The following is a 19837-nucleotide window of genomic DNA, read 5'->3' on the forward strand; positions in this document are numbered from 1 at the left end:
TTACTTCACAAGCCCTTGTTGTTTCAGGAAGTCGGCGGCCACTTTTTTGGCATCCAGCCCCTCGACGGCAATGCTGGCATTCAGCTGTTGCAGCGTTTTTTCATCCAGCTTTTCGAAGACCGGCTTAAGCCAGTCGGCAATCTCCGGATACGCTTTCAGCACCGCCTCACGCACGACCGGGGTCGGGGCATAAATCGGCTGTACGCCCTTCGGATCGGTCAGGGTTTGCAGGCCAAGCGCCGCCACCGGACCGTCGGTACCGTAGGCCATGGCCGCGTTAACGCCAGAGGTTTGCTGCGCCGCCGCCTTGATGGTCACCGCGGTATCCCCGCCTGCGAGCGAAAGCAGCTGCGGCTGGTCGAGCTTGAAGCCGTAGGCTTTTTCAAACGCGGGCAGCGCGTCAGGACGCTCGATAAACTCCGCGGATGCCGCAAGCTTAAAGTCGCCCTTCTCTTTCAGATAGCGGCTGAGATCCGCAAGCGAGGTCAGCTTACCTTTCTCCGCCACGTCCTTGCGCACCGCGATAGTCCAGGTATTGTTGGCCGGGGCCGGGGTCAGCCAGACCAGCTTGTTCTGCTCCGCGTCCAGCTTTTTGACTTTCTCATACCCGGCGTTGGCATTTTTCCATGCCGGATCGTTTTCCTGTTTAAAGAAAAACGCGCCGTTGCCGGTGTATTCCGGGTAGATATCCAGCTCACCGGAGGTAATCGCGCCGCGCACGACGGGCGTAGTGCCGAGCTGGACTTTATTGACGGTTTTCACGCCGTGGCTTTCCAGCACCTGCAAAATAATATTGCCGAGCAGCGCGCCTTCGGTATCAATCTTTGAGCCTACTTTTACCGGCTCCGCCGCCTGTAGCGGCAGACTCAGCGCCGCCAGCAGCACCGCCGATCCCAACATCCCCTTTGCAATCGTCATTCTACTATCCTCATTTTTTTGCTGCCTTTTTCAGAGGCTTGAGAGAAAAGCGTAGCTTAAAACGGCGGGATTAACCGTCAAAATGCCTTTTTAGCATAAGGTAAGACGCCTCCCCGCAGGACGGGGGAGGCAAAGGAAGGAAGGGTTACAGCAGCTCGAACTCGCCTTTATTCACCCGGGCGGAATCCACGCCGATAAAGACGTTAAACTTGCCCGGTTCCGCATCGTATTTCATCTGCTGGTTCCAGAACTTCAGCGCATCCACATCAATCGGGAAGCTGATGGTTTTGGTTTCGCCAGGTTTCAGAGTGACTTTCTCAAAGCCGCGCAGCTGTTTCACCGGACGGCTCATGGAGGCCGTCACGTCCTGAACGTACATCTGGATAACCGTCGCCCCTTCGCGCTTGCCGGTGTTGGTCACCTCAACGCTGGCGGTGACGTTGCCGTCACGCTTCAGGGTCGGTGCAGACATTTTCACGTCGGAGACCTTGAAGGTGGTGTAGCTCAGGCCGTAACCAAACGGATACAGCGGGCCGTTGGCTTCGTCGAAGTAGCGCGAGGTGTACTTGTTCGGCTTGTCGGCGTTGTACGGACGACCGGTGTTCAGGTGGCTGTAGTAGACCGGGATCTGCCCGACGGAGCGCGGGAAGGACATCGGCAGCTTGCCAGACGGGTTGTAATCACCAAACAGCACGTCGGCGATGGCGTTACCGCCTTCGGTACCGGCAAACCAGGTTTCCAGAATAGCGTCAGCCTGCTGATCTTCTTTCACCAGCGCCAGTGGACGACCGTTCATCAGCACCAGCACCAGCGGCTTGCCGGTGGCCTTCAGGGCGGCGATCAGATCGCGCTGGCTCTGCGGAATGGTGATATCGGTACGGCTGGAGGCTTCATGCGCCATCCCCTGCGCTTCGCCCACGACGGCGACAACGACGTCAGACTGCTTCGCGGTATTCACCGCCTCGTCGATCATCTCCTTCGGCGTGCGCGGATCGACCTTCACCGCTTCCTCGTACTGGTTGAGGAAGGCGACGATGTCTTTATCGTTGGTAACGTTCGCCCCTTTGGCGTACACCACCTTCGCGTTATCACCCACGGCGCTCTTAATCCCGGTCAGCACGGTCACAGACTGGTCGGCCACGCCTGCGGCAGACCAGCTGCCCATCACGTCGCGCTTGCTGTCGGCCAGCGGGCCCACCACGGCAATGGTGCCGGATTTTTTCAGCGGCAGCGTGTCGAGGCGGTTTTTCAGCAGCACCAGGCTTTCGCGCGCCACGTCACGCGCTTCTTTGCGGTGCAGACGGCTCTCGGCGTTGGTGTCCGCCGGGTCAGAATCTTTCGGACCCAGGTGGCTGTAAGGATCGTTAAACAGCCCCATATCGTATTTCACGTTCAGCACGTGGCGCGCGGCATCGTCCAGCTCCGCCATCGTGACCTTGCCGCTCTTCACCAGCCCCGGCAGGTATTTGCTGTAGTACTCGTCGCTCATGCTCATGTTGATGCCGGACTTGAGCGCCACGCGCACCGCGTCTTCCGGGTCGGAGGCGGTGCCGTGTTTGATCAGCTCTTTAATCGCCCCGTGGTCAGAAACGGTAATGCCCTTGAAGCCCCACTGGTCGCGCAGCACGTCTTTCAGCAGCCAGGAATCGGACGTCGCTGGCGTGCCGTTCAGCGAGTTCAGCGCCACCATCACCGCGCCGCTGCCCGCATCCAGCCCAGCCTTGTACGGCGGCATGTAGTCGTTAAACAGGCGCTGCGGGCTCATGTCGACGGTGTTGTACTCTTTCCCGCCCTCCACTGCGCCATAGGCCGCGAAGTGCTTGACGCTGGTCATCACCGAGTAGCGATCCGCCGGGCTTTTGCCCTGCATCGCTTCCACCATAGTTTTGCCCATCGTGGAGGTTAAATAGGTATCTTCACCAAAGCCTTCCGAGCCGCGGCCCCAGCGCGGATCGCGCGAGACGTCCACCATTGGCGCCCAGGTCATGTTCAGGCCATCGTCCGCGGCTTCATAAGCCGACACGCGCCCGACGGTTTTCACCGCGTCGAGGTTAAAGGAGGAGGCTAAGCCGAGGCTAATCGGGAAAACGGTACGCTGGCCGTGCACCACGTCATAGGCGAAGAACAGGGGAATTTTCAGGCGGCTGAGATCCATCACCTGATCCTGCATCTTGCGGATATCCTGGCGGGTGACGGTATTAAAGATGGCGCCCACCTGCCCGTCTTTGATCATCTCGCGGATGGCCTCTTTCGGGTTATCCGGGCCGACGCTGATAAGACGCAGCTGACCGATTTTCTCATCAACCGTCATCTTTTTGAGCAATTCCGTGACAAACGCGTCGCGGGCTTCAGGCGTGAGCGGGTGATTACCAAACAAATCCTCTGCCAGCGCAGGTTGCAGCGCCAGGCTGACGGCGACACCTACAGAACATAGCCATTTCATGTCGTTTTACTCTCTCATCAATAACCGCCGGAAGATCTCGGCCAAACCGTGCGAAAAGCGCAGTGTGCCACAAACCCTCTGAACGTTGCAGGGTTATTCTCTGATTTTTCTCGTGAATACTCGACCGCTTAACAGTTAATCGCGCTATGCTTTACAGCGAGAAATTTGCCCCACCACAAGGAGTGGAAGATGTCTTCTGTTCGAACAAACGATAACACAACTTTTATTAACGAACTGTCGCGCCTGGTTGGCTCCTCTCACCTGCTTACCGACCCGGCCAAAACCGCCCGCTACCGTAAGGGTTTCCGCTCCGGCCAGGGCGAAGCGCTGGCGGTGGTTTTCCCCGGCACGCTGCTTGAACTGTGGCGCGTGCTGAGCGCCTGCGTCGCCGCCGACAAGATTATTTTAATGCAGGCGGCCAATACCGGCCTGACCGAAGGTTCAACGCCGAACGGCAACGATTACGATCGCGACATCGTCATTATCAGCACCCTGCGCCTCGACAAGCTGCACCTGCTGGATAAAGGCGAGCAGGTGCTGGCGTTCCCCGGCACGACGCTCTACTCCCTGGAAAAAGCGCTTAAGCCGCTGGGCCGTGAGCCGCATTCGGTGATCGGTTCCTCCTGCATTGGCGCCTCGGTGGTCGGTGGGATCTGCAATAACTCCGGCGGCTCGCTGGTGCAGCGCGGTCCCGCCTACACCGAGATGTCCCTGTTTGCCCGCATTGACGAAAACGGCAAGCTGACGCTGGTTAACCATCTCGGTATCGATCTGGGCGTGACGCCGGAGCAGATCCTCAGCAAGCTCGACGACGATCGCGTGAAGGACGAAGACGTTCAGCACGACGGGCGTCATGCGCACGATCATGACTACGTGACCCGCGTGCGGGATATCGAAGCCGATACGCCGGCGCGCTATAACGCCGACCCGGATCGCCTGTTTGAATCCTCCGGCTGTGCGGGCAAGCTGGCCGTTTTTGCGGTGCGTCTCGACACCTTCCCGGCAGAGAAAAAGCAGCAGGTGTTTTACATCGGTACCAACCAGCCTGAGGTTCTGACGGAGATCCGCCGTCATATTCTGGGTGAATTCACCCACCTGCCGGTGGCCGGCGAGTATATGCACCGGGACATTTACGACATCGCCGAGCGCTACGGCAAAGATACCTTCCTGATGATCGACAAGCTCGGCACCGACAAAATGCCGTTCTTCTTCACCATGAAGGGCCGCACCGACGCGATGCTGGAGAAAGTGTCGCTGTTTAAACCCCACTTCACCGACCGCTTTATGCAGAAGCTGGGCAACGTTTTCCCGGCGCATTTACCGGAGAGGATGAAAACCTGGCGCGACAAGTACGAGCACCATCTGCTGCTGAAAATGGCCGGGGACGGGATCGCCGAAGCGCAGACCTGGCTGAGCGAATTCTTTAAAACCGCCGAAGGGGATTTCTTTGCCTGTACGCCTGAAGAGGGCAGCAAAGCGTTCCTGCACCGCTTTGCCGCCGCGGGCGCCGCCATCCGTTATCAGGCGGTGCATTCCGAAGAGGTAGAAGATATTCTGGCGCTGGATATCGCCCTGCGACGCAACGACACCGAGTGGTTTGAACACCTGCCGCCGGAAATCGACAGCAAGCTGGTGCACAAACTCTATTACGGCCACTTTATGTGCTACGTCTTCCATCAGGACTACATTGTCAAAAAAGGGGTCGACGCGCACGCGCTGAAGGAGCAGATGCTCGCGCTGCTGCACGAGCGTGGCGCACAATATCCTGCAGAACACAACGTCGGGCATCTTTATAAAGCCCCAGACGCACTTAAGCAGTTTTATCGCGAGAATGACCCTACAAACAGCATGAATCCCGGCATTGGTAAAACAACGCGGAATAAATACTGGAAAGAAAGTGCTGGTACGGAGCAGCAGATTACGCAAGCGTCTGATTAATTCCTACAGCCAAATTTGAGAGATTGTTTAGCGCTCCTTAATCATTATAGAGTAACTGCCTGTCGCCGGAGAAACGTTTCTCCGGCTTTCTATAACGAGGAGCGGGCACATCATGTCGGCTATTGACGTTTTATCCGAGACCGAACTGGAAGTGCGCGATGCCCTTCCCGATGATGTGCACGCCATCGCCGCCATCTATGCCTGGCATGTGCTTCACGGACGCGCGTCATTTGAAGAAGTCCCCCCCACCGTCGATGAAATGCGTCATCGTATGAAAAGTGTGGCTGAGAACGGTTTACCGTGGCTTATCGCGCTGTATCGCGGCATCGTGGTGGGCTATTGCTACGCCACCCCTTACCGTCCGCGACACGCCTACCGCTATACCTTAGAAGAGTCAATTTACGTGGATGCCAGCATAACCGGGCGCGGTTTTGGCTCAGCGTTAATGTCCGCGCTGATTGAACGCTGCGAACAAGGCCCGTGGCGGCAGATGGTTGCCGTGGTGGGTGATGGCAATAATAATTCCGGCTCGTTGCGGCTGCATAAAAAACATGGCTTCGAGATTGTCGGCCAGCTGCGCAGCGTGGGATATAAGAAAGGCGACTGGCGGGATACGGTGATTATGCAGCGCCCGCTCAACGACGGGGACTGGACGCTGCCGGAATAAAAGCAAAACGGTAACCTGGGTTACCGTTTTTTTAGTCTTTTCTCCCTCTCCCTGTGGGAGAGGGTCGGGGTGAGGGCATCAGCGCGCAGAGGAGACTCAATCGTTCTGCGCCGTCGCCATCTGTTCCGCTTTCTGCTTTTTATACGTCAATGCCGCGGCCGGAACGGGCTGCACTTTCCCGGTCTCAATCCAGGTACGCAGACGGCTGGCATCGGCAAAGTGCGTGTATTTGCCAAAGGCATCCATCACCACCAGCGCCACCGGCTTACCGTTAAACACGGTGCGCATCACCAGACAGTGTCCTGCCGCGTTGGTAAAGCCCGTTTTCGTTAACTGAATATTCCAGTTATCCCGGTAAACCAGATGGTTAGTATTGCGGAACGGCAGCGTGTAGGCCGGGTTCGCAAAGGTCGCCATCTCTTCACGGGTGGTGCTGAGCTGTCCAATCAGCGGGTACTGCTTGCTGGCTATCAGCAGTTTCGTCAGGTCGCGGGCCGTGGAGACGTTGTTGATCGACAGACCCGTCGGCTCAACGTAATGCGTGTTGCTCATCCCCAGCGCTTTGGCTTTCGCGTTCATCGCACGGATAAAGGCGTCGTAGCCGCCCGGATAGTGGTGCGCCAGGCTCGCCGCAGCGCGGTTTTCAGACGACATCAGCGCCAGCAGCAGCATGTTTTTTCGGCTGATCTCACTGTTCAGACGCACGCGGGAGTAGATCCCTTTCATCTCCGGCGTGTGGCTGATATCCACTTTCAGCTTTTCGTCCAGCGGCAGATGGGCATCAAGCACCACCATCGCGGTCATTAATTTGGTAATCGAGGCGATCGGGCGCACCAGGTCCGGGTGGCTGGCGTAAATCACCTTATTGGTGTTGAGATCGACAATCATCGCGCTGCCGGACGCAATTTGCGGCTGGGCAGCGGCGGCGGTCACCGCGGGCGTTTTAGCGACGGCCGGCACGGCAGCGGACACACCCAGCAGCAGCGCCAGGCTAAGTAAAGAAACTCGGAATTTCAGCATGGTGAGACTTCTGATAATTATTCACGCACGTTATGACGTACACCGCCTGTGTTGACGGATAAACACAGGCTGGCTTCGGCATCATAGCGGTCACAAGGCGTTGTCGCCAGCGGATAATCGTGAACAGATGCTGCATTGCTGGCATTTACGCCAGCAATGCAGTGAGCTTAGAAGAGACGGTATCCGTAACCCCAAAGGATGACCGTCAGCGCCAGTAGCGCCTCCAGGACCAGCACGCCGATGGCGAGCGTTGAGCTGGAGAAGCTCAGGCCTTCTTCTTTATTGATATTGAGGAAGGTAGGGACCCCCAGATACAGCAGATAGCCGGTGTAAAAGAGGGCAATAGTACCGATCAGCGCGCACAGCCAGACCAGTGGATAGAGCGCAACAATACCGCTTAAGAACAGCGGGGTCGCGACATACCCGGCGAAGACCATACAGTGCGTAAGCGATGGACGCTGCGGATAGTTACGCGCCATCCAGTGTATAACGCGCCCCATGACCGCCACACCCGCCAGCATCAGGCCATAAAAAACGATGGCCAGATAAAGTCCGGTAAACCATGAAAGCTGAACCACAGTGCCATCACCGAAGTTCCAGCCGATTTGTGTTGTTCCAATAAAGGCGCATATTACCGGCACCGCCGCCATCAGCAGCACGTGGTGCGTGTAATGATGCGAGACCGTTTCGTTCTCACTTTTAATGACATGCATCTCACGATCGGGATGGGAGAAAAGTCCCCAGACATGGTTCATAGCGCCCCCTTGTTGTCGGCCCGTCATCGATACCTTAAGTATAATGCAGGCTTTAGATTATTTTCTGTACAGTGGGAAATTTCCGTTGATTTCCCCGCTGTTGATTCATGGGGTATATGATTAACAAGGAAACGCTGAGGGAGATAACGTCCACGTAATGGATATCAACAGTCTTATTGAACAATACGGATACGCCGCGCTGGTCATCGGCAGCGTGGCAGAAGGTGAAACCATCACGCTGTTGGGCGGCGTCGCCGCGCATCAGGGGTTGCTGAAATTCCCGCTGGTTGTTGCCGCGGTCGCGCTGGGGGGCATGATTGGCGATCAGCTGCTCTATTTTCTCGGGCTTCGCTTTGGTCCAACGCTGCTTAAGCGTTTTGCTAAACACAAAAAGAAAATCAATCGCGCCCAGCGCCTGATTCAGCGCCATCCTTACCTGTTCGTGATTGGTACCCGCTTTATGTACGGCTTCAGGATTATCGGGCCAATACTGATAGGCGCCAGCCGTCTGCCGCCAAAAATTTTCCTGCCGCTCAATGTTGTTGGCGCGATTGCATGGGCGCTGATCTTTACGACGCTCGGTTACGTGGGTGGCGAAGTGATTAGCCCGTGGCTGCATAATCTCGACCAGCACCTGAAGCACTGGGCGTGGCTGATTCTGGTGGTCGTGGCGGTGATTGGGGTCAGGCTGTGGCTGAAGCATCGGGAAAAGACGCGGGATGAGGAGTGAGTGCGGTCTGATGCCCTCACCCCGGCCCTCTCCCACAGGGAGAGGGTGTTTTTAGTTCCCTCTCCCTGTGGGAGAGGGTTAGGGTGAGGGGAACCTACCCTTCCGGCTTAAACTGCGGGTTCGCCAGCATAAAACCCCCGTCGACAATAAACGATTGCCCCGTCGTGTAGCTGGCGTCGCTGTCGCACAGCCACGCCACCAGGCTGGCAATCTCTTTCGTGTGGCCCGGCCTTGCCAGCGGGATTTCCGGCATTGAGCCTTCCTTCACTTCGCTGTCGTCCATATCGTTCATCGGTGTGGCAATGGCGCCCGGCGCGACGGCGTTCACCAGAATATTGTGCTTAACCAGCTCCATCGCCATGGACTTGGTTAACCCGCCGAGGGCATGTTTGGCCGCCGTGTAGGCGCTGGCCTCCGGCAGCGGCGTGTGCTCATGTACCGAGGTGATATTCACGATCCGCCCCCCTTCCCCCTGCTTCACCATCTGCCGTGCGGCAATCTGCGAACAGAGAAACGCGCCGTCCACGTCGACAGTGAAAATGTTCCGCCAGTCGTCAAACGGCATCTCAAGGAAGGGCGCTTTGGTCATCGCCCCCGCATTATTAACCAGCACGTCCAGCCGACCGAAGCGCGCAATCAGCGTTTCAATGGCTTCTGCGCCTTCCGGCAGCGTGCTTAAATCTAGATGGATCGCCTCTGCGCGCTGCCCCTGCGCTTCGACTTCCCGGCAGGTTTCCAGCGCCCCTTTTTCATCCGAGTGCCAGGTGACGCCGATATCAAACCCGCGTTCGGCCAGCATCAGGGCCGTGGTTTTACCAATCCCGGAATCCGATGCGGTCACAATCGCTACTCTGGTCATACTCACCTCCTGAAAAACTGCAAAGAGGTAAGTATAGATAACGGCCATTTTTAGCCATGATGATAGCCACCGCCCAGCGCGGACGTCAGCTGCAGCGTGGCGTCGACATACTGGCCTTGCAGCATCACGCCGGCTAGATGCTCTTTGAGAGCTGGTATTCTGGCTTCACTGACCCGGGAACCCGCAATGATACCCGAGCTAAAACGCGCCTGCGCCAGCGCCACCACCCGTGCCGAATCTTTTTCAACCTGCTGCTGCTGGCGGTTCTTCGCCGTCAGCGTTTCGACCTCACTGGCCGTACGCGCCACCTGATTGACAGCCTCCACCACCGCTTTGTTGTAGTTCGCCACCGAGAGATTGCTCTGCGCCTGAGCGATATCAAGGCTGGCGTTCAGCCTGCCGCTGTCGAAGATCGGCAGCGTCAGCCCGGCGGTCACGCCCATCTGCTGCGCTGACGCGCGGAACAGATCGCTGAGGTGAAGCGCATCCTGCTGTAAGAAGGCCATCAGGTTCACGTCTGGATAGAAAGCCGCTCTGGCGGCCTCCACCTCGCTCATGGAGGCTTCGATATACCAGTGTGCTTCCTGAAGATCCGGGCGGCGTGCCAGCAGTTCATATCCCAGCGTCGCCGGTAAGGCGGCGTCTACCGTAGGCAGCGCGTGCCGCGTAAGCGCCACGGAGGAGGAATTCGTCAGCGCCACCAGGCGCGCCTCTACGACCTTCATCTTCCCGTTGACTTCTGTCAGCTGCTCTTCGGTTTTGCTGGCGTTGATATCGGTTTCGACCCCTTCCACGGAGGAGGTGATCCCGTGCTGATACAGCTCGCTGTCGGCGCCAATAATGTTTTCCTGCTCGCGTTTAATCTGCGAGAGGACCTCCCCCGCAGCGGCCTGAGTTTGCCACTCCCAGTAGAGCCGCGCCACGCTGCTGGCCAGAAGCTGCCGGGTCTGCTCAAGCTCCGCTTTTTGCGCATTCACTTTGCCGATTCGGGCCTCGACCTGCGCGCGGTTTTTTCCCCACAGATCGAGATCCCAGCCTGCCGTCAGGCCAAAGGTGCCATTGGTGTACCACGGCCCGGTAGTGCCTGCCGCCGGGTCGGTAATGGCAAAGGGCCCCATCAGCCCTTCGGCGGACATTTTCTGACGTTCGGCATCCGCTGAAAAATCAATCTGCAGACCGTCGGCTGCCATAGCGGCTTTCGCCTGCGCTTCGGCAAGCGTAATGCGCTGACGGGCAATCTGCATATCCGGCGCATCGTTCAGTGCTTTCGCAATAAGCCCGGTAAGCTGAGGATCGTTATATTCCTTCCACCACTCATTTTTCGGCCAGTCCTGATGATTAAGAACCGTATTCACCGACGCCGTGACCGGCTGGGTTTGAATAGCGGATACCGTGGCATGCTGCGGCGCACAGCCGAAGAGAATAAATGTCAGGGGAGCACTCAGAGATAAAATAAGAAAACGTTTCATTACGCCATTCACGCAAAAAATAAAGGCGCAAATTACGCCTGATGCCGTTCTTTTTTTTAGTAATGCGTGGCAATGCGCAATTAGTCATACATTTTCATATTCAGCAAATTATACGCCCTGCAAATAAATTAAATTCGAGAATTCATCTTACTTATGAATTGACTGCTACACTTACAGTCGACATACATACGCAGGAGAAGCGAATGAAAATATTACTGTGGGTTATTTTAATTATATTTCTGATAGGACTGCTGGTGGTCACCGGCGTATTCAAGATGATTTTCTGATTCATTTGCCCGGCGCGTCGCCGGGCAAATTACCTGTATTAGGCTTTCAGCGAAGCGCCTTTCGTCGCAATGACCTCTTTATACCAGTAGAAGCTTTTCTTGCGGCTGCGCGCCAGCGTGCCTTTTCCGCTGTCGTCGCGATCGACGTAAATAAAGCCGTAGCGCTTAGAGAGTTCAGCTTTAGACGCGCTCACCAGGTCGATTGGCCCCCAGCTGGTATAGCCCATCACCTCAACGCCGTCGTCAATGGCTTCCCGCACCTGTACCAGGTGATCGTTGAGATAGCTGATGCGGTAGTCGTCCTGCACCACGCCGTCAGCGTCCGGTTTATCCTTCGCACCCAGGCCATTTTCCACGATAAACAACGGCTTTTGATAGCGATCCCAGAGGACGTTTAACAGGGTACGCAGGCCTATCGGGTCAATCTGCCAGCCCCATTCGGAGCTGGCCAGATGCGGGTTGGGCACCATGCTCAGGATGTTGCCGCGCGCCTGCTGGTTGAGGGCTTCATCCGCGGTAACGCAGCCCGTCATGTAGTAGCTGAACGAGATAAAATCGACGGTCGATTTTAGCGCCTCGCGGTCGGCATCCGTTACCTCCAGCTGGATCCCGCTGTCGCGGAAGAAGCGCTGCATATACCCCGGGTAGGCGCCGCGGCACTGAACGTCGCCAAAGAATTGCCACGTGCGGTTTTCCTGCAGCGTCTCCAGAACATCTTCCGGCTTGCAGGTCAGCGGATACATTAGGCCGCCCAGCAGCATGTTGCCGACTCTGGCATCCGGGATAATCTCGTGGCAGGCCTTCACCGCTAGCGCGCTGGCCACCAGCTGGTGGTGGATTGCCTGGTACACCTCGCCTTTGCTGCTGGTTTCCGGCAGGCCCACGCCGGTCATCGGCGCGTGCAGGGACATATTGATCTCGTTGAAGGTCAGCCAGAGCTTCACCTTCTCCCTGTAGCGCGCAAACACGGTGCGGGCGTAGCGCTCAAAGAATCCGATAGTCTGACGGCTGCCCCAGCCGCCGTACTGCTTCACCAGGCCCCACGGCATTTCGTAGTGGGACAGCGTCACCAGCGGCGTGATGTTATGCGCGGCCAGCTCGTCAAACAGCCTGTCGTAAAACGCCAGCCCCGCCTCGTTAGGCTGCTGCTCGTCACCGTTCGGGAAAATTCGCGTCCAGGCAATGGAGACGCGCAGGCAGCTAAAGCCCATCTCGGCGAACAGCTTGATGTCTTCCGGATAGCGGTGATAGAAGTCGATGGCGACATCCTTGATGCCGCTGTCCCCTGGGACGCGCTCAACTACCGGGCCGAAGACCCCCTGCGGCTGAACGTCTGAGGTGGACAGCCCTTTACCCTCCTCCAGATACGCGCCTTCTACCTGATTTGCGGCTACCGCGCCGCCCCATAAAAAATCGTCCTGGAAAGTTTTCATCACGTTCTCCTGTTATTGATGGCTTACGCTGAGCAGCGGCGCACCGGCGCTGACGGACGTTGCCGCCACGGTCACCACGTCACGATACTCATCGCTGTTACTGATAATAATCGGGGTCGCCAGGTCGTATCCGGCATCGATAATCGCCTGTCGGTCAAACTCCAGCAGCAGGTCGCCGGGCTGTACCCTGTCGCCCACCTTCACGTGGGCGGTAAACGGCCTGCCGTCGAGCTTCACGGTATCGATGCCCACGTGGATCAACACTTCAATCCCGCTGTCGCTGAGCAGGCCAATGGCGTGTTTGGTCTGGAACAGCGAGGCCACCACGCCGGCAAACGGGGCAACCACCTTGTTATCGGAAGGAATAATGGCGGCACCGCTGCCCAGCAGGCCGCTGGCAAACGTGGTATCCGGCACCTGGTCGAGCGCCAGCACGGTCCCGGTCATCGGGGATAAGACATCGTTTTCCCCTGCCGAAACCACAGGCTGCGGCGCTGTGCGGCCCGGCATGCCTGCCGCCAGCGTCAGGACGCAGCTCAGCACCAGCGCCACCGCGGTACCGATAAGGCCGCCCCACAGCGTGGCATCTATCCCACCCGGCGGGATCATCTGGGCGATGGTAAAGATATTGGCGAAGCCGAAGGAGTAAACGTGGGTATCGCTGAAGCCGACAATCGCCCCGCCGATAGCCCCCGCCACGCAGCCAAAGATAAACGGACGGCGCAGCGGCAGGTTGACGCCATAGACCGCCGGTTCGGTGATACCAAATATTCCGGCCGTGACCGATGAGCCTGCCAGCATCTTCTGGCGGGCATCGCGGGTACGAATAAAGATCCCGAGCGCCGCCCCCACCTGGCCAAATACCGCGGGCAGTAACATTGGCAGCATGGAATCTTGTCCCAGCACCGCGAGGTTGTTAATCATCAGCGGCACCAGCCCCCAGTGCAGGCCAAATATGACGCAGACCTGCCACAGCGCGCCCATCGCCGCCCCCGCCAGCCACGGCGCCAGAACGTAGATGCCCTGATAGCCGTTCGCCAGCATCTGGCTCAGCCAGGTCGCCAGCGGCCCGATAACCAGGAAAGTCAGCGGCACGGTCACGCCCAGACAGATCAGCGGCGCGAAGAAGTTTTTCATCGAGGAAGGCAGCAGCCTGGTGCTCTGTTTTTCCAGCCAGCAGCTCACCCACGAGGCGAGAATAATCGGGATCACCGACGAGCTGTAGTTAAACCAGGTCACCGGGATGCCGAGAAATGCCTCGGCAACCGCGCCCGGCTGCTGGCTGGCGTTAAATGCCGCAATCATCATCGGATGGGTAAGCGCCCCGCCGATCACCATGGTAATAAACGGGTTGCCGCCGAATTTCTTGCCCGCGGTATAGCCCAGCACCAGCGGGAAGAAGAAGAACAGCGCGTCGCTGGCGGCAAACCAGATTTTATAGGTACCGCTTTCGGGAGTAAGCCAGCCGCACACCACGGCCAGCGCCAGCAGCCCCTTCAGAATACCGGACGCCGCCAGAATGCCGATAAACGGGGTGAAGATCCCGGAGACGATGTCAATCAGGCGGCCCAGCAGGTTGCCCTTGTCGCCCTTCTCTTCTACGGCTGGCGCATCGTCAGTGAGCCCGGCCTCTTTGCGCACCGCCTGCCAGACGTCATGCACGTGGTTGCCAATCACCACCTGAAACTGGCCGCCGCTTTCAACCACCATGATCACGCCCGGTTTTTTCTTCAGCCCTTCCGCGTCCGCTTTCTGGGTATCTTTCAGTTTAAAGCGAAGCCGGGTCGCGCAGTGGACAAGGCTAACAATGTTCTCTTTTCCGCCAACGTGGCCGAGAATATCCGTCGCTAAAGCCTGGTATTCCATCTCGATTTCCTTACATCCGATGCCCGCAGGCACCTGTTGACTGAGTATAAAAATAAAAAAACCCGAGAACGTCCTCCTTTCGAAGGCCGCACTCAGGTTTTGCCTGCGTTATGCAGTAACAATCCAGATTAGAGGCTTAACGCCCCTCTTTTCTCACCCGTTCAATATGAATGGCGAGGAACATAATTTCTTCAGTTGTCAGCTCGCGCTGATAGCTTTTATGCAGATGCTGCGCGATTTTCTCGGCGCATTTCCACGCTTTCGCGTAGTTGTCCTTTACCGCCGTATGCAGCGAGACATCGTCATCCTCCACCACGGTGCGGGTGAGCATCCGCTGGGCAAAAAACTTCAGGTGGGTGACAAAACGCTGATAGCTGAGCGACTCTTCGTCATATTCAAGCTGCAGCTGATACTTCACCAGCTGCAGGATCTCCTGCATCACCCGCGTCACGTGCATCACTTCCGGCATTTCGCTGTTCAGCTGCGCGGTCACCAGGTGCAGGGCAATGAACCCGGCCTCATCCTCCTCCAGTTCGACGTTCAGGCGTCTGGCGATAATGGCCCGCGCCTCCTGCCCTAACTCGAACTCCTTCGGATACAGCCGCTTGATGTCCCACAGCAGCACGTTTTTGATCGCCAGCCCTTTCTTCTGGCGTTCAATCGCAAAGTAGCAGTGGTCTGTTAAGGTGATGTACAGACTTTCCTGCAATTTCCCGAGCCGCTGCGCCGCCAGCTCAATGATGCGATCGCTGGTGGTCATGACCTCCAGCGGGATCTGGCTCAGCAGCTCCCCGAGACGCCGCACCAGCTCATCGCTTTGCAGCGCAAACACCTTTTCAATCAGAGCGGTATCCAGCGCTTCACCGACGCGCTTCTGAAAGGCCAGCCCACGGCCCATCACCACCTGTTCGCGCCCGCGCTCATCCTGAACAACCACCACATTGTTATTAAGAATTTTGGCGATTTTCATCGGAACCCCAGAAACAAAAAAACCTGACCTCCGGCAGATGCCAGAAAATCAGGTTTTGCCTGCCTAAGCAGTAACAATCCAGTTCTGGCACTCTATCAGTTTCATTCGTAGCCTCAATGCCTCACGCATCAGAAACGTGACGCGGATCGAACTTGCTACGGTGATATCAGAAGCTCACCACCGTTTTCAGCTCGGTTACCCAGGCGTCCTGCGTGCGGGAAACCCCTCCCGGATGGTGCCAGTACTGAATGCCCGGCTGCAGCTCCAGCCAGGACACCGGGCGGAAACGATAGTAAAACTCGCCGTTCAGGGAATGGCCCGGCACCGGGTGATAAGCCGGATTGTTATAATCGGCAACGCCGCTCAGGCTGTTCAGGTAACGCTGGTTGCGCGCGTACTGGCTGCTCATATCCACCCAGGTTAAGCCGAAGCCAATCCAGTCTTCCGGCCGCGCATCAAACAGCCCGCGGTAGCGCAGCGAGGCGGCGTAAACCTGGTGCATATAGTTAGTGCTTTGATCCGCAAGGCTCATACTGAACGAGGTGCTCAACCCGCGATTCGGATCGTCCTGATGCTGCGTAAGCTGCTGGTTCAGCCCGGCGTACATAAACCAGGTCCGGTTGTGCGTTTCAAACCCGTCCGGGTCCGTCGCGCCTGCCCCGCCGGATTTGCCGCGATAGAGATCGGTTTGCGGCGCGTTGGTAAACACCACGCCCAGGTTGTACGCGCCCGGCAGGCCGTTAATCAGCGGACGCGCTTCGATTTCAACCGGCAGCAAGACCCCTTTACTGCCCTTCGTCGACCAGCTCCACGCGTGGCTGCGGCTGGAGGCGTCCGGGTTTTGCTCCATCACGCCGCCTTTTAAGGTGACGGTTGGCGTGAGTTTATAGGCAAGCGTGGTGCCCCAGGTGTGCACGTTCCAGTTGTTCCAGGTCAGCGAGTTGGCTGACTTCCCGCCGCACTGCGACAGCAGCTGGAAATCACAGGGGATGATCTGGTCAAAGGTCTGCACCTTGTTCATCATCCCGATGCGCCAGGTCAGACGCCGGTCGTCAAAGCTGCGGGCAAAGGTCAGCCAGCCCAGACGGGTAATGGACTGTCCGCCCCAGCTCTCCTGGGTCAGATCGTTGAAGTTGACGCGCGGGTCCTGAACGCGTTTGGTGGTGAGATCGTCGTTGTGGTTGCGGTTGACGATGTTCCCTTCGATACGCGCATCCGGGATGCCGGTCCAGCGCTCCAGATCCTGGTTAAAGGTCAGCGCAAACTGATCGATATACGCCACGTGGGAATCGTGGTTATAGCCCCCGCCGCCGTTCCAGCCGATTTCATTCAAATAGCCGAGATTGTACGTAAAGCCGTTATCGTTGAGGATTTTTCGAACGCCGAGCATTTCGCCGAAAAGGGGAGCCGGCGGAGACTCGAAGCCTAATACCGTTCCGTTCCAGTCTTGCGCCATCGACAGCGGGGATATCGTCAATAAGGCGAACGCGTAGAGTTTATTTTTATATGCCATTATAACAACCTGTGAGTGAGTATTTAGTGCGTAACCGGCCGCAGGAAATTTTTCTATTTCCTGTCGATATTTCATTTTTTTAAAATCAGTAAAAAGCGCTAAGCCAAATGTCTCTCCTGCGTAAACGACAGGCAAAAAAAAACCTAAGCGCTCCACAGCGAGAATGCTGTGAAACGCTTAGGTTTTGCCTGTTAACCAGTAACAATCCTGCGTTGAAAACAGTGGCACCTTAACACCGTCGCGCCACGTTGAAAACCTGAACTGTTTTCCGGTTTAAAAAAGTGTGAGCAATTTAACGCTTATTATTTTGACTGGATCACCCGGGCAATATCAGCAGAAGTCTGTAATGTCCGGATCTCCTGAAATAAACCCAGCGCTTCATCGTACTCTTTGCGTAAATAGCTCAGCCACTGCTTAATTCGCGCCACGTGATACAAACCGGTGTCGCCCTGCTTTTCCAGACGGCTGTATTTTTGCAGCAGCGTGACGACGTCTGGCCACGGCATACGCGGCTCGTTATATTTTACCACCCGGCTAAGGTTAGGCACGTTAAGCGCGCCGCGACCGATCATTACCGCATCGCAGCCGGTGGCGTTCAGGCAGGCCTGCGCGCTCTCGTAATCCCAGATTTCGCCGTTGGCGATCACCGGAATGGTGAGGCGCTTGCGGATCTCACCGATCGCCTGCCAGTTTATGCGATCGGCCTTGTAGCCATCGTCTTTGGTGCGACCATGCACCACCAGTTCGGTAGCCCCGGCCTGCTGCACCGCATCGGCGATTTCAAACTGCCGCGCGTCGCTGTCCCACCCCAGGCGCACCTTAACCGTTACCGGCAAGTGCGAGGGCACGGCCTCACGCATCGCTTTCGCACCGCGGTAAATCAGCTCAGGATCTTTCAGCAGCGTCGCCCCACCGCCGCTGCCGTTCACCAGCTTCGACGGACAGCCGCAGTTGAGATCCACGCCGTAAGAGCCCAGATCAACCGCGCGGGCGGCGTTTTCCGCCAGCCATTCCGGATACTGGCCGAGCAGCTGAATACGCACCAGCGTGCCGGAAGAGGTGCGGCTGTTGTTGTGCAGCTCGGGGCACAGGCGGAAGAAGGATTTTACCGGCAACAACATATCGACCACGCGCAAAAATTCCGTCACGCAGAGATCGTAATCGTTCACCTCGGTCAGAAGCTCGCGCACGAGGGAGTCGAGCACGCCTTCCATTGGGGCCAGTAAAACACGCATAGCAGTACCTGTGAAAAAAGACGCGCTATAGTAGCCGCTCTCTATATCGCTGGGAAGCGCTTCTGTTCAGGGAGAAAGTCACCCGGCGTTGCCCCAACAATGGCGCGAAACGCCGCCGCAAATGCCGCCGGGCCGGAAAACCCCAGCATCCAGGCTACCTGCTTAACCGGGTATCCGTTTGCGAGCAGATCCAGCGAGGCACAAATTCTTGCACGCTGTCGCCAGGCCCGGAAGCTAAAGCCGGTATCTTTGATAAACGCGCGCGAAAATGTGCGTTCAGACATCGCGGCCCGTTCCGCCAGCCTTTCCAGAGAAAGATCCCAGAGATTGTTGGCAATGATGTCACAGGCAACGCGATGTAAGCGCTCATCCACGGGCATCGGCAGTTCGGCCGAAATCTGCTGCGTCTCGCTGAGGATATCGAGCAGCAAAACGGCCATGCTGCGCTGGCTTGCCGGGCGGTATTCCGCGCTGAACAGCCCGGCAATCAGCTCTTTGAACAACGCTGTCGCCATAATCACGTGAACCTCTTCTTTCCGCTTAAAAGGCTCGCATTGCGATATCAGCGCCGGGCTAAACCAGACAGCGCGGAGCTCCGTTGTGGATAGCACGCTGTAGGTGTGTTCCTGAAAGGGAGGGATCCACAGCGCGCGCTGCGGCGGTATGACCCAGCGTTTGCTGCCGGTTTCGACCAGCATGACCCCTTTGATGGCAAACAGTAGCTGCCCCTGCGAATGCTGGTGAGGCGGATCCACTTCGCCGCGCGTATAGCTAATGGCCCCTCTTGACCATCCGATGGCATCGTCGTGAATTGGCGTTTTATCGATAACGGTTGGCATTTCACATTCCCCCCTTCCTCTTATGATGCTGCTTGTACACGTAACCAGAGAGAGACGCAATGCACATCCATTTTATCATTCATGAACATTTCGAAGCGCCAGGCGCCTATGAGATCTGGGGGAAAAATCGCGGCTGTCGTCTGAGCTACACCAGAGTTTATGAGGGCGATCCTTTACCCGAGGAGCTGGGGCGCACAGACCTGCTTATCATCATGGGAGGCCCGCAGTCACCCGCCACTACGCTTGAGGAATGCCCCTGGTTTGATGCGCAGGCGGAAAAGGCACTCATCAGCCGCGCGATAGAGGCAGGTAAAACGGTGATAGGCGTTTGTCTGGGCTCACAGCTTATCGGTGAGGCGCTGGGCGCAGCGTTTTGTCATAGCCCGGAAAAAGAGATCGGCAAATTTCCCGTCAGGCTCACGGATGCAGGCAAGGCGAACCCGCTGTTTAAGGACTTTGGCAGCGTGCTGAACGTCGGTCACTGGCATAACGACATGCCGGGGTTGACGCCGCAGGCTAAGGTTCTCGCTTACAGCGAGGGCTGTCCCCGCCAGATCGTGCAATACGGCGAACGGGTTTACGGTTTTCAGTGCCATATGGAACTGACGCCGGAGGTGGTAGAGCTGCTGATTGAGCATTCGCAGAACGACCTCCGCCGTGCGGGTGAATTCCGTTTTGTCGAAACGGCGGAAAAAATCCGCTCCCATGATTATGGCGAAATGAACCAGGCGCTGTATTCCTTTCTCGATAAACTGACCGCCTCGCGCTGATGCAATCTCTGGCGCGTCACTTCGCCAGCGCAATCCCTTTCCTCTAAACTGTAGCCTGTCTCCATAAGGTGATACCGGACGTTCCATTCTGGAATGTCTGGTATGCTCAAAATTCATGATGTGAT

At 57.2% G+C, this 19837-nt stretch carries 16 protein-coding genes and 1 pseudogene; 5 read left to right on the forward strand and 12 right to left on the reverse strand.

Features of this window, described 5'->3' with window-relative positions; translation table 11 throughout:
- Together osmF and bglX are read right to left on the reverse strand one after the other, a co-directional pair.
- The gene (gene osmF / locus ACWHWP_RS15565) at window positions 1-918 is read right to left on the reverse strand and encodes a glycine betaine ABC transporter substrate-binding protein OsmF (RefSeq protein ID WP_447855966.1); all 918 of its coding nucleotides are present in this window, start codon (window positions 916-918) and stop codon (window positions 1-3) included.
- Window positions 919-1063: 145 nt separating this feature from the next.
- Entirely contained in the window at window positions 1064-3361 is a 2298-nt protein-coding gene (bglX, locus tag ACWHWP_RS15570; protein WP_059311481.1) for a beta-glucosidase BglX, read from the reverse strand.
- A gap of 189 nt (window positions 3362-3550) precedes the next feature.
- Here bglX and dld point away from each other — a divergent pair, with 189 nt between their 5' ends.
- Window positions 3551-5299 (forward strand): D-lactate dehydrogenase, encoded by a 1749-nt coding sequence (gene dld, locus ACWHWP_RS15575; protein ID WP_059311482.1) that lies wholly within the window; start codon window positions 3551-3553, stop codon window positions 5297-5299.
- A 112-nt stretch (window positions 5300-5411) separates the two neighbouring features.
- Window positions 5412-5966: a GNAT family N-acetyltransferase gene (locus ACWHWP_RS15580; RefSeq protein ID WP_063432222.1), complete on the forward strand. Its 555-nt coding sequence runs from the start codon at window positions 5412-5414 to the stop codon at window positions 5964-5966.
- A gap of 96 nt (window positions 5967-6062) precedes the next feature.
- On the opposite strand, the gene pbpG is transcribed toward ACWHWP_RS15580, so the two are convergent.
- Window positions 6063-6986: a D-alanyl-D-alanine endopeptidase gene (gene pbpG, locus ACWHWP_RS15585; protein WP_447855967.1), complete on the reverse strand. Its 924-nt coding sequence runs from the start codon at window positions 6984-6986 to the stop codon at window positions 6063-6065.
- A 167-nt stretch (window positions 6987-7153) separates the two neighbouring features.
- Complete coding sequence (locus ACWHWP_RS15590; RefSeq protein WP_047346547.1) at window positions 7154-7741, reverse strand: Yip1 family protein; 588 nt, start codon at window positions 7739-7741, stop codon at window positions 7154-7156.
- 157 nt (window positions 7742-7898) lie between these two features.
- Between ACWHWP_RS15590 and ACWHWP_RS15595 the strand changes: the two genes are divergently transcribed.
- Window positions 7899-8471 carry a DedA family protein gene (locus tag ACWHWP_RS15595; RefSeq protein ID WP_447855968.1) on the forward strand — a complete coding sequence of 191 codons (573 nt, stop codon included), beginning with the start codon at window positions 7899-7901 and terminating at the stop codon, window positions 8469-8471.
- A gap of 94 nt (window positions 8472-8565) precedes the next feature.
- On the opposite strand, the gene ACWHWP_RS15600 is transcribed toward ACWHWP_RS15595, so the two are convergent.
- Both ACWHWP_RS15600 and mdtQ read right to left on the reverse strand, forming a co-directional pair.
- Window positions 8566-9330: an SDR family oxidoreductase gene (locus ACWHWP_RS15600; protein WP_023615867.1), complete on the reverse strand. Its 765-nt coding sequence runs from the start codon at window positions 9328-9330 to the stop codon at window positions 8566-8568.
- A 50-nt stretch (window positions 9331-9380) separates the two neighbouring features.
- Window positions 9381-10799: a multidrug resistance outer membrane protein MdtQ gene (gene mdtQ / locus ACWHWP_RS15605; RefSeq protein WP_447855969.1), complete on the reverse strand. Its 1419-nt coding sequence runs from the start codon at window positions 10797-10799 to the stop codon at window positions 9381-9383.
- A 203-nt stretch (window positions 10800-11002) separates the two neighbouring features.
- On the opposite strand from mdtQ, the gene yohP reads away from it, so the two are divergent.
- The gene (gene yohP, locus ACWHWP_RS15610; protein ID WP_015572324.1) at window positions 11003-11086 is read left to right on the forward strand and encodes a small membrane protein YohP; all 84 of its coding nucleotides are present in this window, start codon (window positions 11003-11005) and stop codon (window positions 11084-11086) included.
- Between the two features lie 38 nt (window positions 11087-11124).
- On the opposite strand, the gene ACWHWP_RS15615 is transcribed toward yohP, so the two are convergent.
- The 6 genes and pseudogenes from ACWHWP_RS15615 to ACWHWP_RS15640 all read right to left on the reverse strand — a co-directional run bounded on the left by ACWHWP_RS15615 (window position 11125) and on the right by ACWHWP_RS15640 (window position 18942).
- Window positions 11125-12519: a glycoside hydrolase family 1 protein gene (locus ACWHWP_RS15615; RefSeq protein WP_447855970.1), complete on the reverse strand. Its 1395-nt coding sequence runs from the start codon at window positions 12517-12519 to the stop codon at window positions 11125-11127.
- A 12-nt stretch (window positions 12520-12531) separates the two neighbouring features.
- A pseudogene (gene bglF, locus ACWHWP_RS15620) lies at window positions 12532-14497 on the reverse strand (PTS beta-glucoside transporter subunit IIABC).
- A gap of 24 nt (window positions 14498-14521) precedes the next feature.
- Window positions 14522-15355 carry a BglG family transcription antiterminator LicT gene (gene licT, locus ACWHWP_RS15625; protein ID WP_447855971.1) on the reverse strand — a complete coding sequence of 278 codons (834 nt, stop codon included), beginning with the start codon at window positions 15353-15355 and terminating at the stop codon, window positions 14522-14524.
- Between the two features lie 166 nt (window positions 15356-15521).
- The gene (locus tag ACWHWP_RS15630; RefSeq protein WP_447856694.1) at window positions 15522-16811 is read right to left on the reverse strand and encodes a carbohydrate porin; all 1290 of its coding nucleotides are present in this window, start codon (window positions 16809-16811) and stop codon (window positions 15522-15524) included.
- 359 nt (window positions 16812-17170) lie between these two features.
- Complete coding sequence (gene dusC / locus ACWHWP_RS15635) at window positions 17171-18103, reverse strand: tRNA dihydrouridine(16) synthase DusC (protein ID WP_447855972.1); 933 nt, start codon at window positions 18101-18103, stop codon at window positions 17171-17173.
- 41 nt (window positions 18104-18144) lie between these two features.
- The gene (locus ACWHWP_RS15640) at window positions 18145-18942 is read right to left on the reverse strand and encodes an AraC family transcriptional regulator (RefSeq protein WP_063957672.1); all 798 of its coding nucleotides are present in this window, start codon (window positions 18940-18942) and stop codon (window positions 18145-18147) included.
- A 59-nt stretch (window positions 18943-19001) separates the two neighbouring features.
- Here ACWHWP_RS15640 and ACWHWP_RS15645 point away from each other — a divergent pair, with 59 nt between their 5' ends.
- Entirely contained in the window at window positions 19002-19712 is a 711-nt protein-coding gene (locus ACWHWP_RS15645) for a type 1 glutamine amidotransferase (RefSeq protein WP_059311491.1), read from the forward strand.
- Window positions 19713-19837 lie beyond the last annotated feature (125 nt).

It is taken from the genome of Enterobacter sp. WI-ESBL-E8 (genome assembly GCF_053364895.1).

Coding starts and splice junctions, on each gene's coding strand:
- osmF (WP_447855966.1), bottom strand. CDS start 918: ATGACGATTGCAAAGGGGATGTTGGGATCGGCGGTGCTGCTGGCGGCG.
- bglX (WP_059311481.1), bottom strand. CDS start 3,361: ATGAAATGGCTATGTTCTGTAGGTGTCGCCGTCAGCCTGGCGCTGCAA.
- dld (WP_059311482.1), top strand. CDS start 3,551: ATGTCTTCTGTTCGAACAAACGATAACACAACTTTTATTAACGAACTG.
- ACWHWP_RS15580 (WP_063432222.1), top strand. CDS start 5,412: ATGTCGGCTATTGACGTTTTATCCGAGACCGAACTGGAAGTGCGCGAT.
- pbpG (WP_447855967.1), bottom strand. CDS start 6,986: ATGCTGAAATTCCGAGTTTCTTTACTTAGCCTGGCGCTGCTGCTGGGT.
- ACWHWP_RS15590 (WP_047346547.1), bottom strand. CDS start 7,741: ATGAACCATGTCTGGGGACTTTTCTCCCATCCCGATCGTGAGATGCAT.
- ACWHWP_RS15595 (WP_447855968.1), top strand. CDS start 7,899: ATGGATATCAACAGTCTTATTGAACAATACGGATACGCCGCGCTGGTC.
- ACWHWP_RS15600 (WP_023615867.1), bottom strand. CDS start 9,330: ATGACCAGAGTAGCGATTGTGACCGCATCGGATTCCGGGATTGGTAAA.
- mdtQ (WP_447855969.1), bottom strand. CDS start 10,799: ATGAAACGTTTTCTTATTTTATCTCTGAGTGCTCCCCTGACATTTATT.
- yohP (WP_015572324.1), top strand. CDS start 11,003: ATGAAAATATTACTGTGGGTTATTTTAATTATATTTCTGATAGGACTG.
- ACWHWP_RS15615 (WP_447855970.1), bottom strand. CDS start 12,519: ATGAAAACTTTCCAGGACGATTTTTTATGGGGCGGCGCGGTAGCCGCA.
- licT (WP_447855971.1), bottom strand. CDS start 15,355: ATGAAAATCGCCAAAATTCTTAATAACAATGTGGTGGTTGTTCAGGAT.
- ACWHWP_RS15630 (WP_447856694.1), bottom strand. CDS start 16,811: ATGGCGCAAGACTGGAACGGAACGGTATTAGGCTTCGAGTCTCCGCCG.
- dusC (WP_447855972.1), bottom strand. CDS start 18,103: ATGCGTGTTTTACTGGCCCCAATGGAAGGCGTGCTCGACTCCCTCGTG.
- ACWHWP_RS15640 (WP_063957672.1), bottom strand. CDS start 18,942: ATGCCAACCGTTATCGATAAAACGCCAATTCACGACGATGCCATCGGA.
- ACWHWP_RS15645 (WP_059311491.1), top strand. CDS start 19,002: ATGCACATCCATTTTATCATTCATGAACATTTCGAAGCGCCAGGCGCC.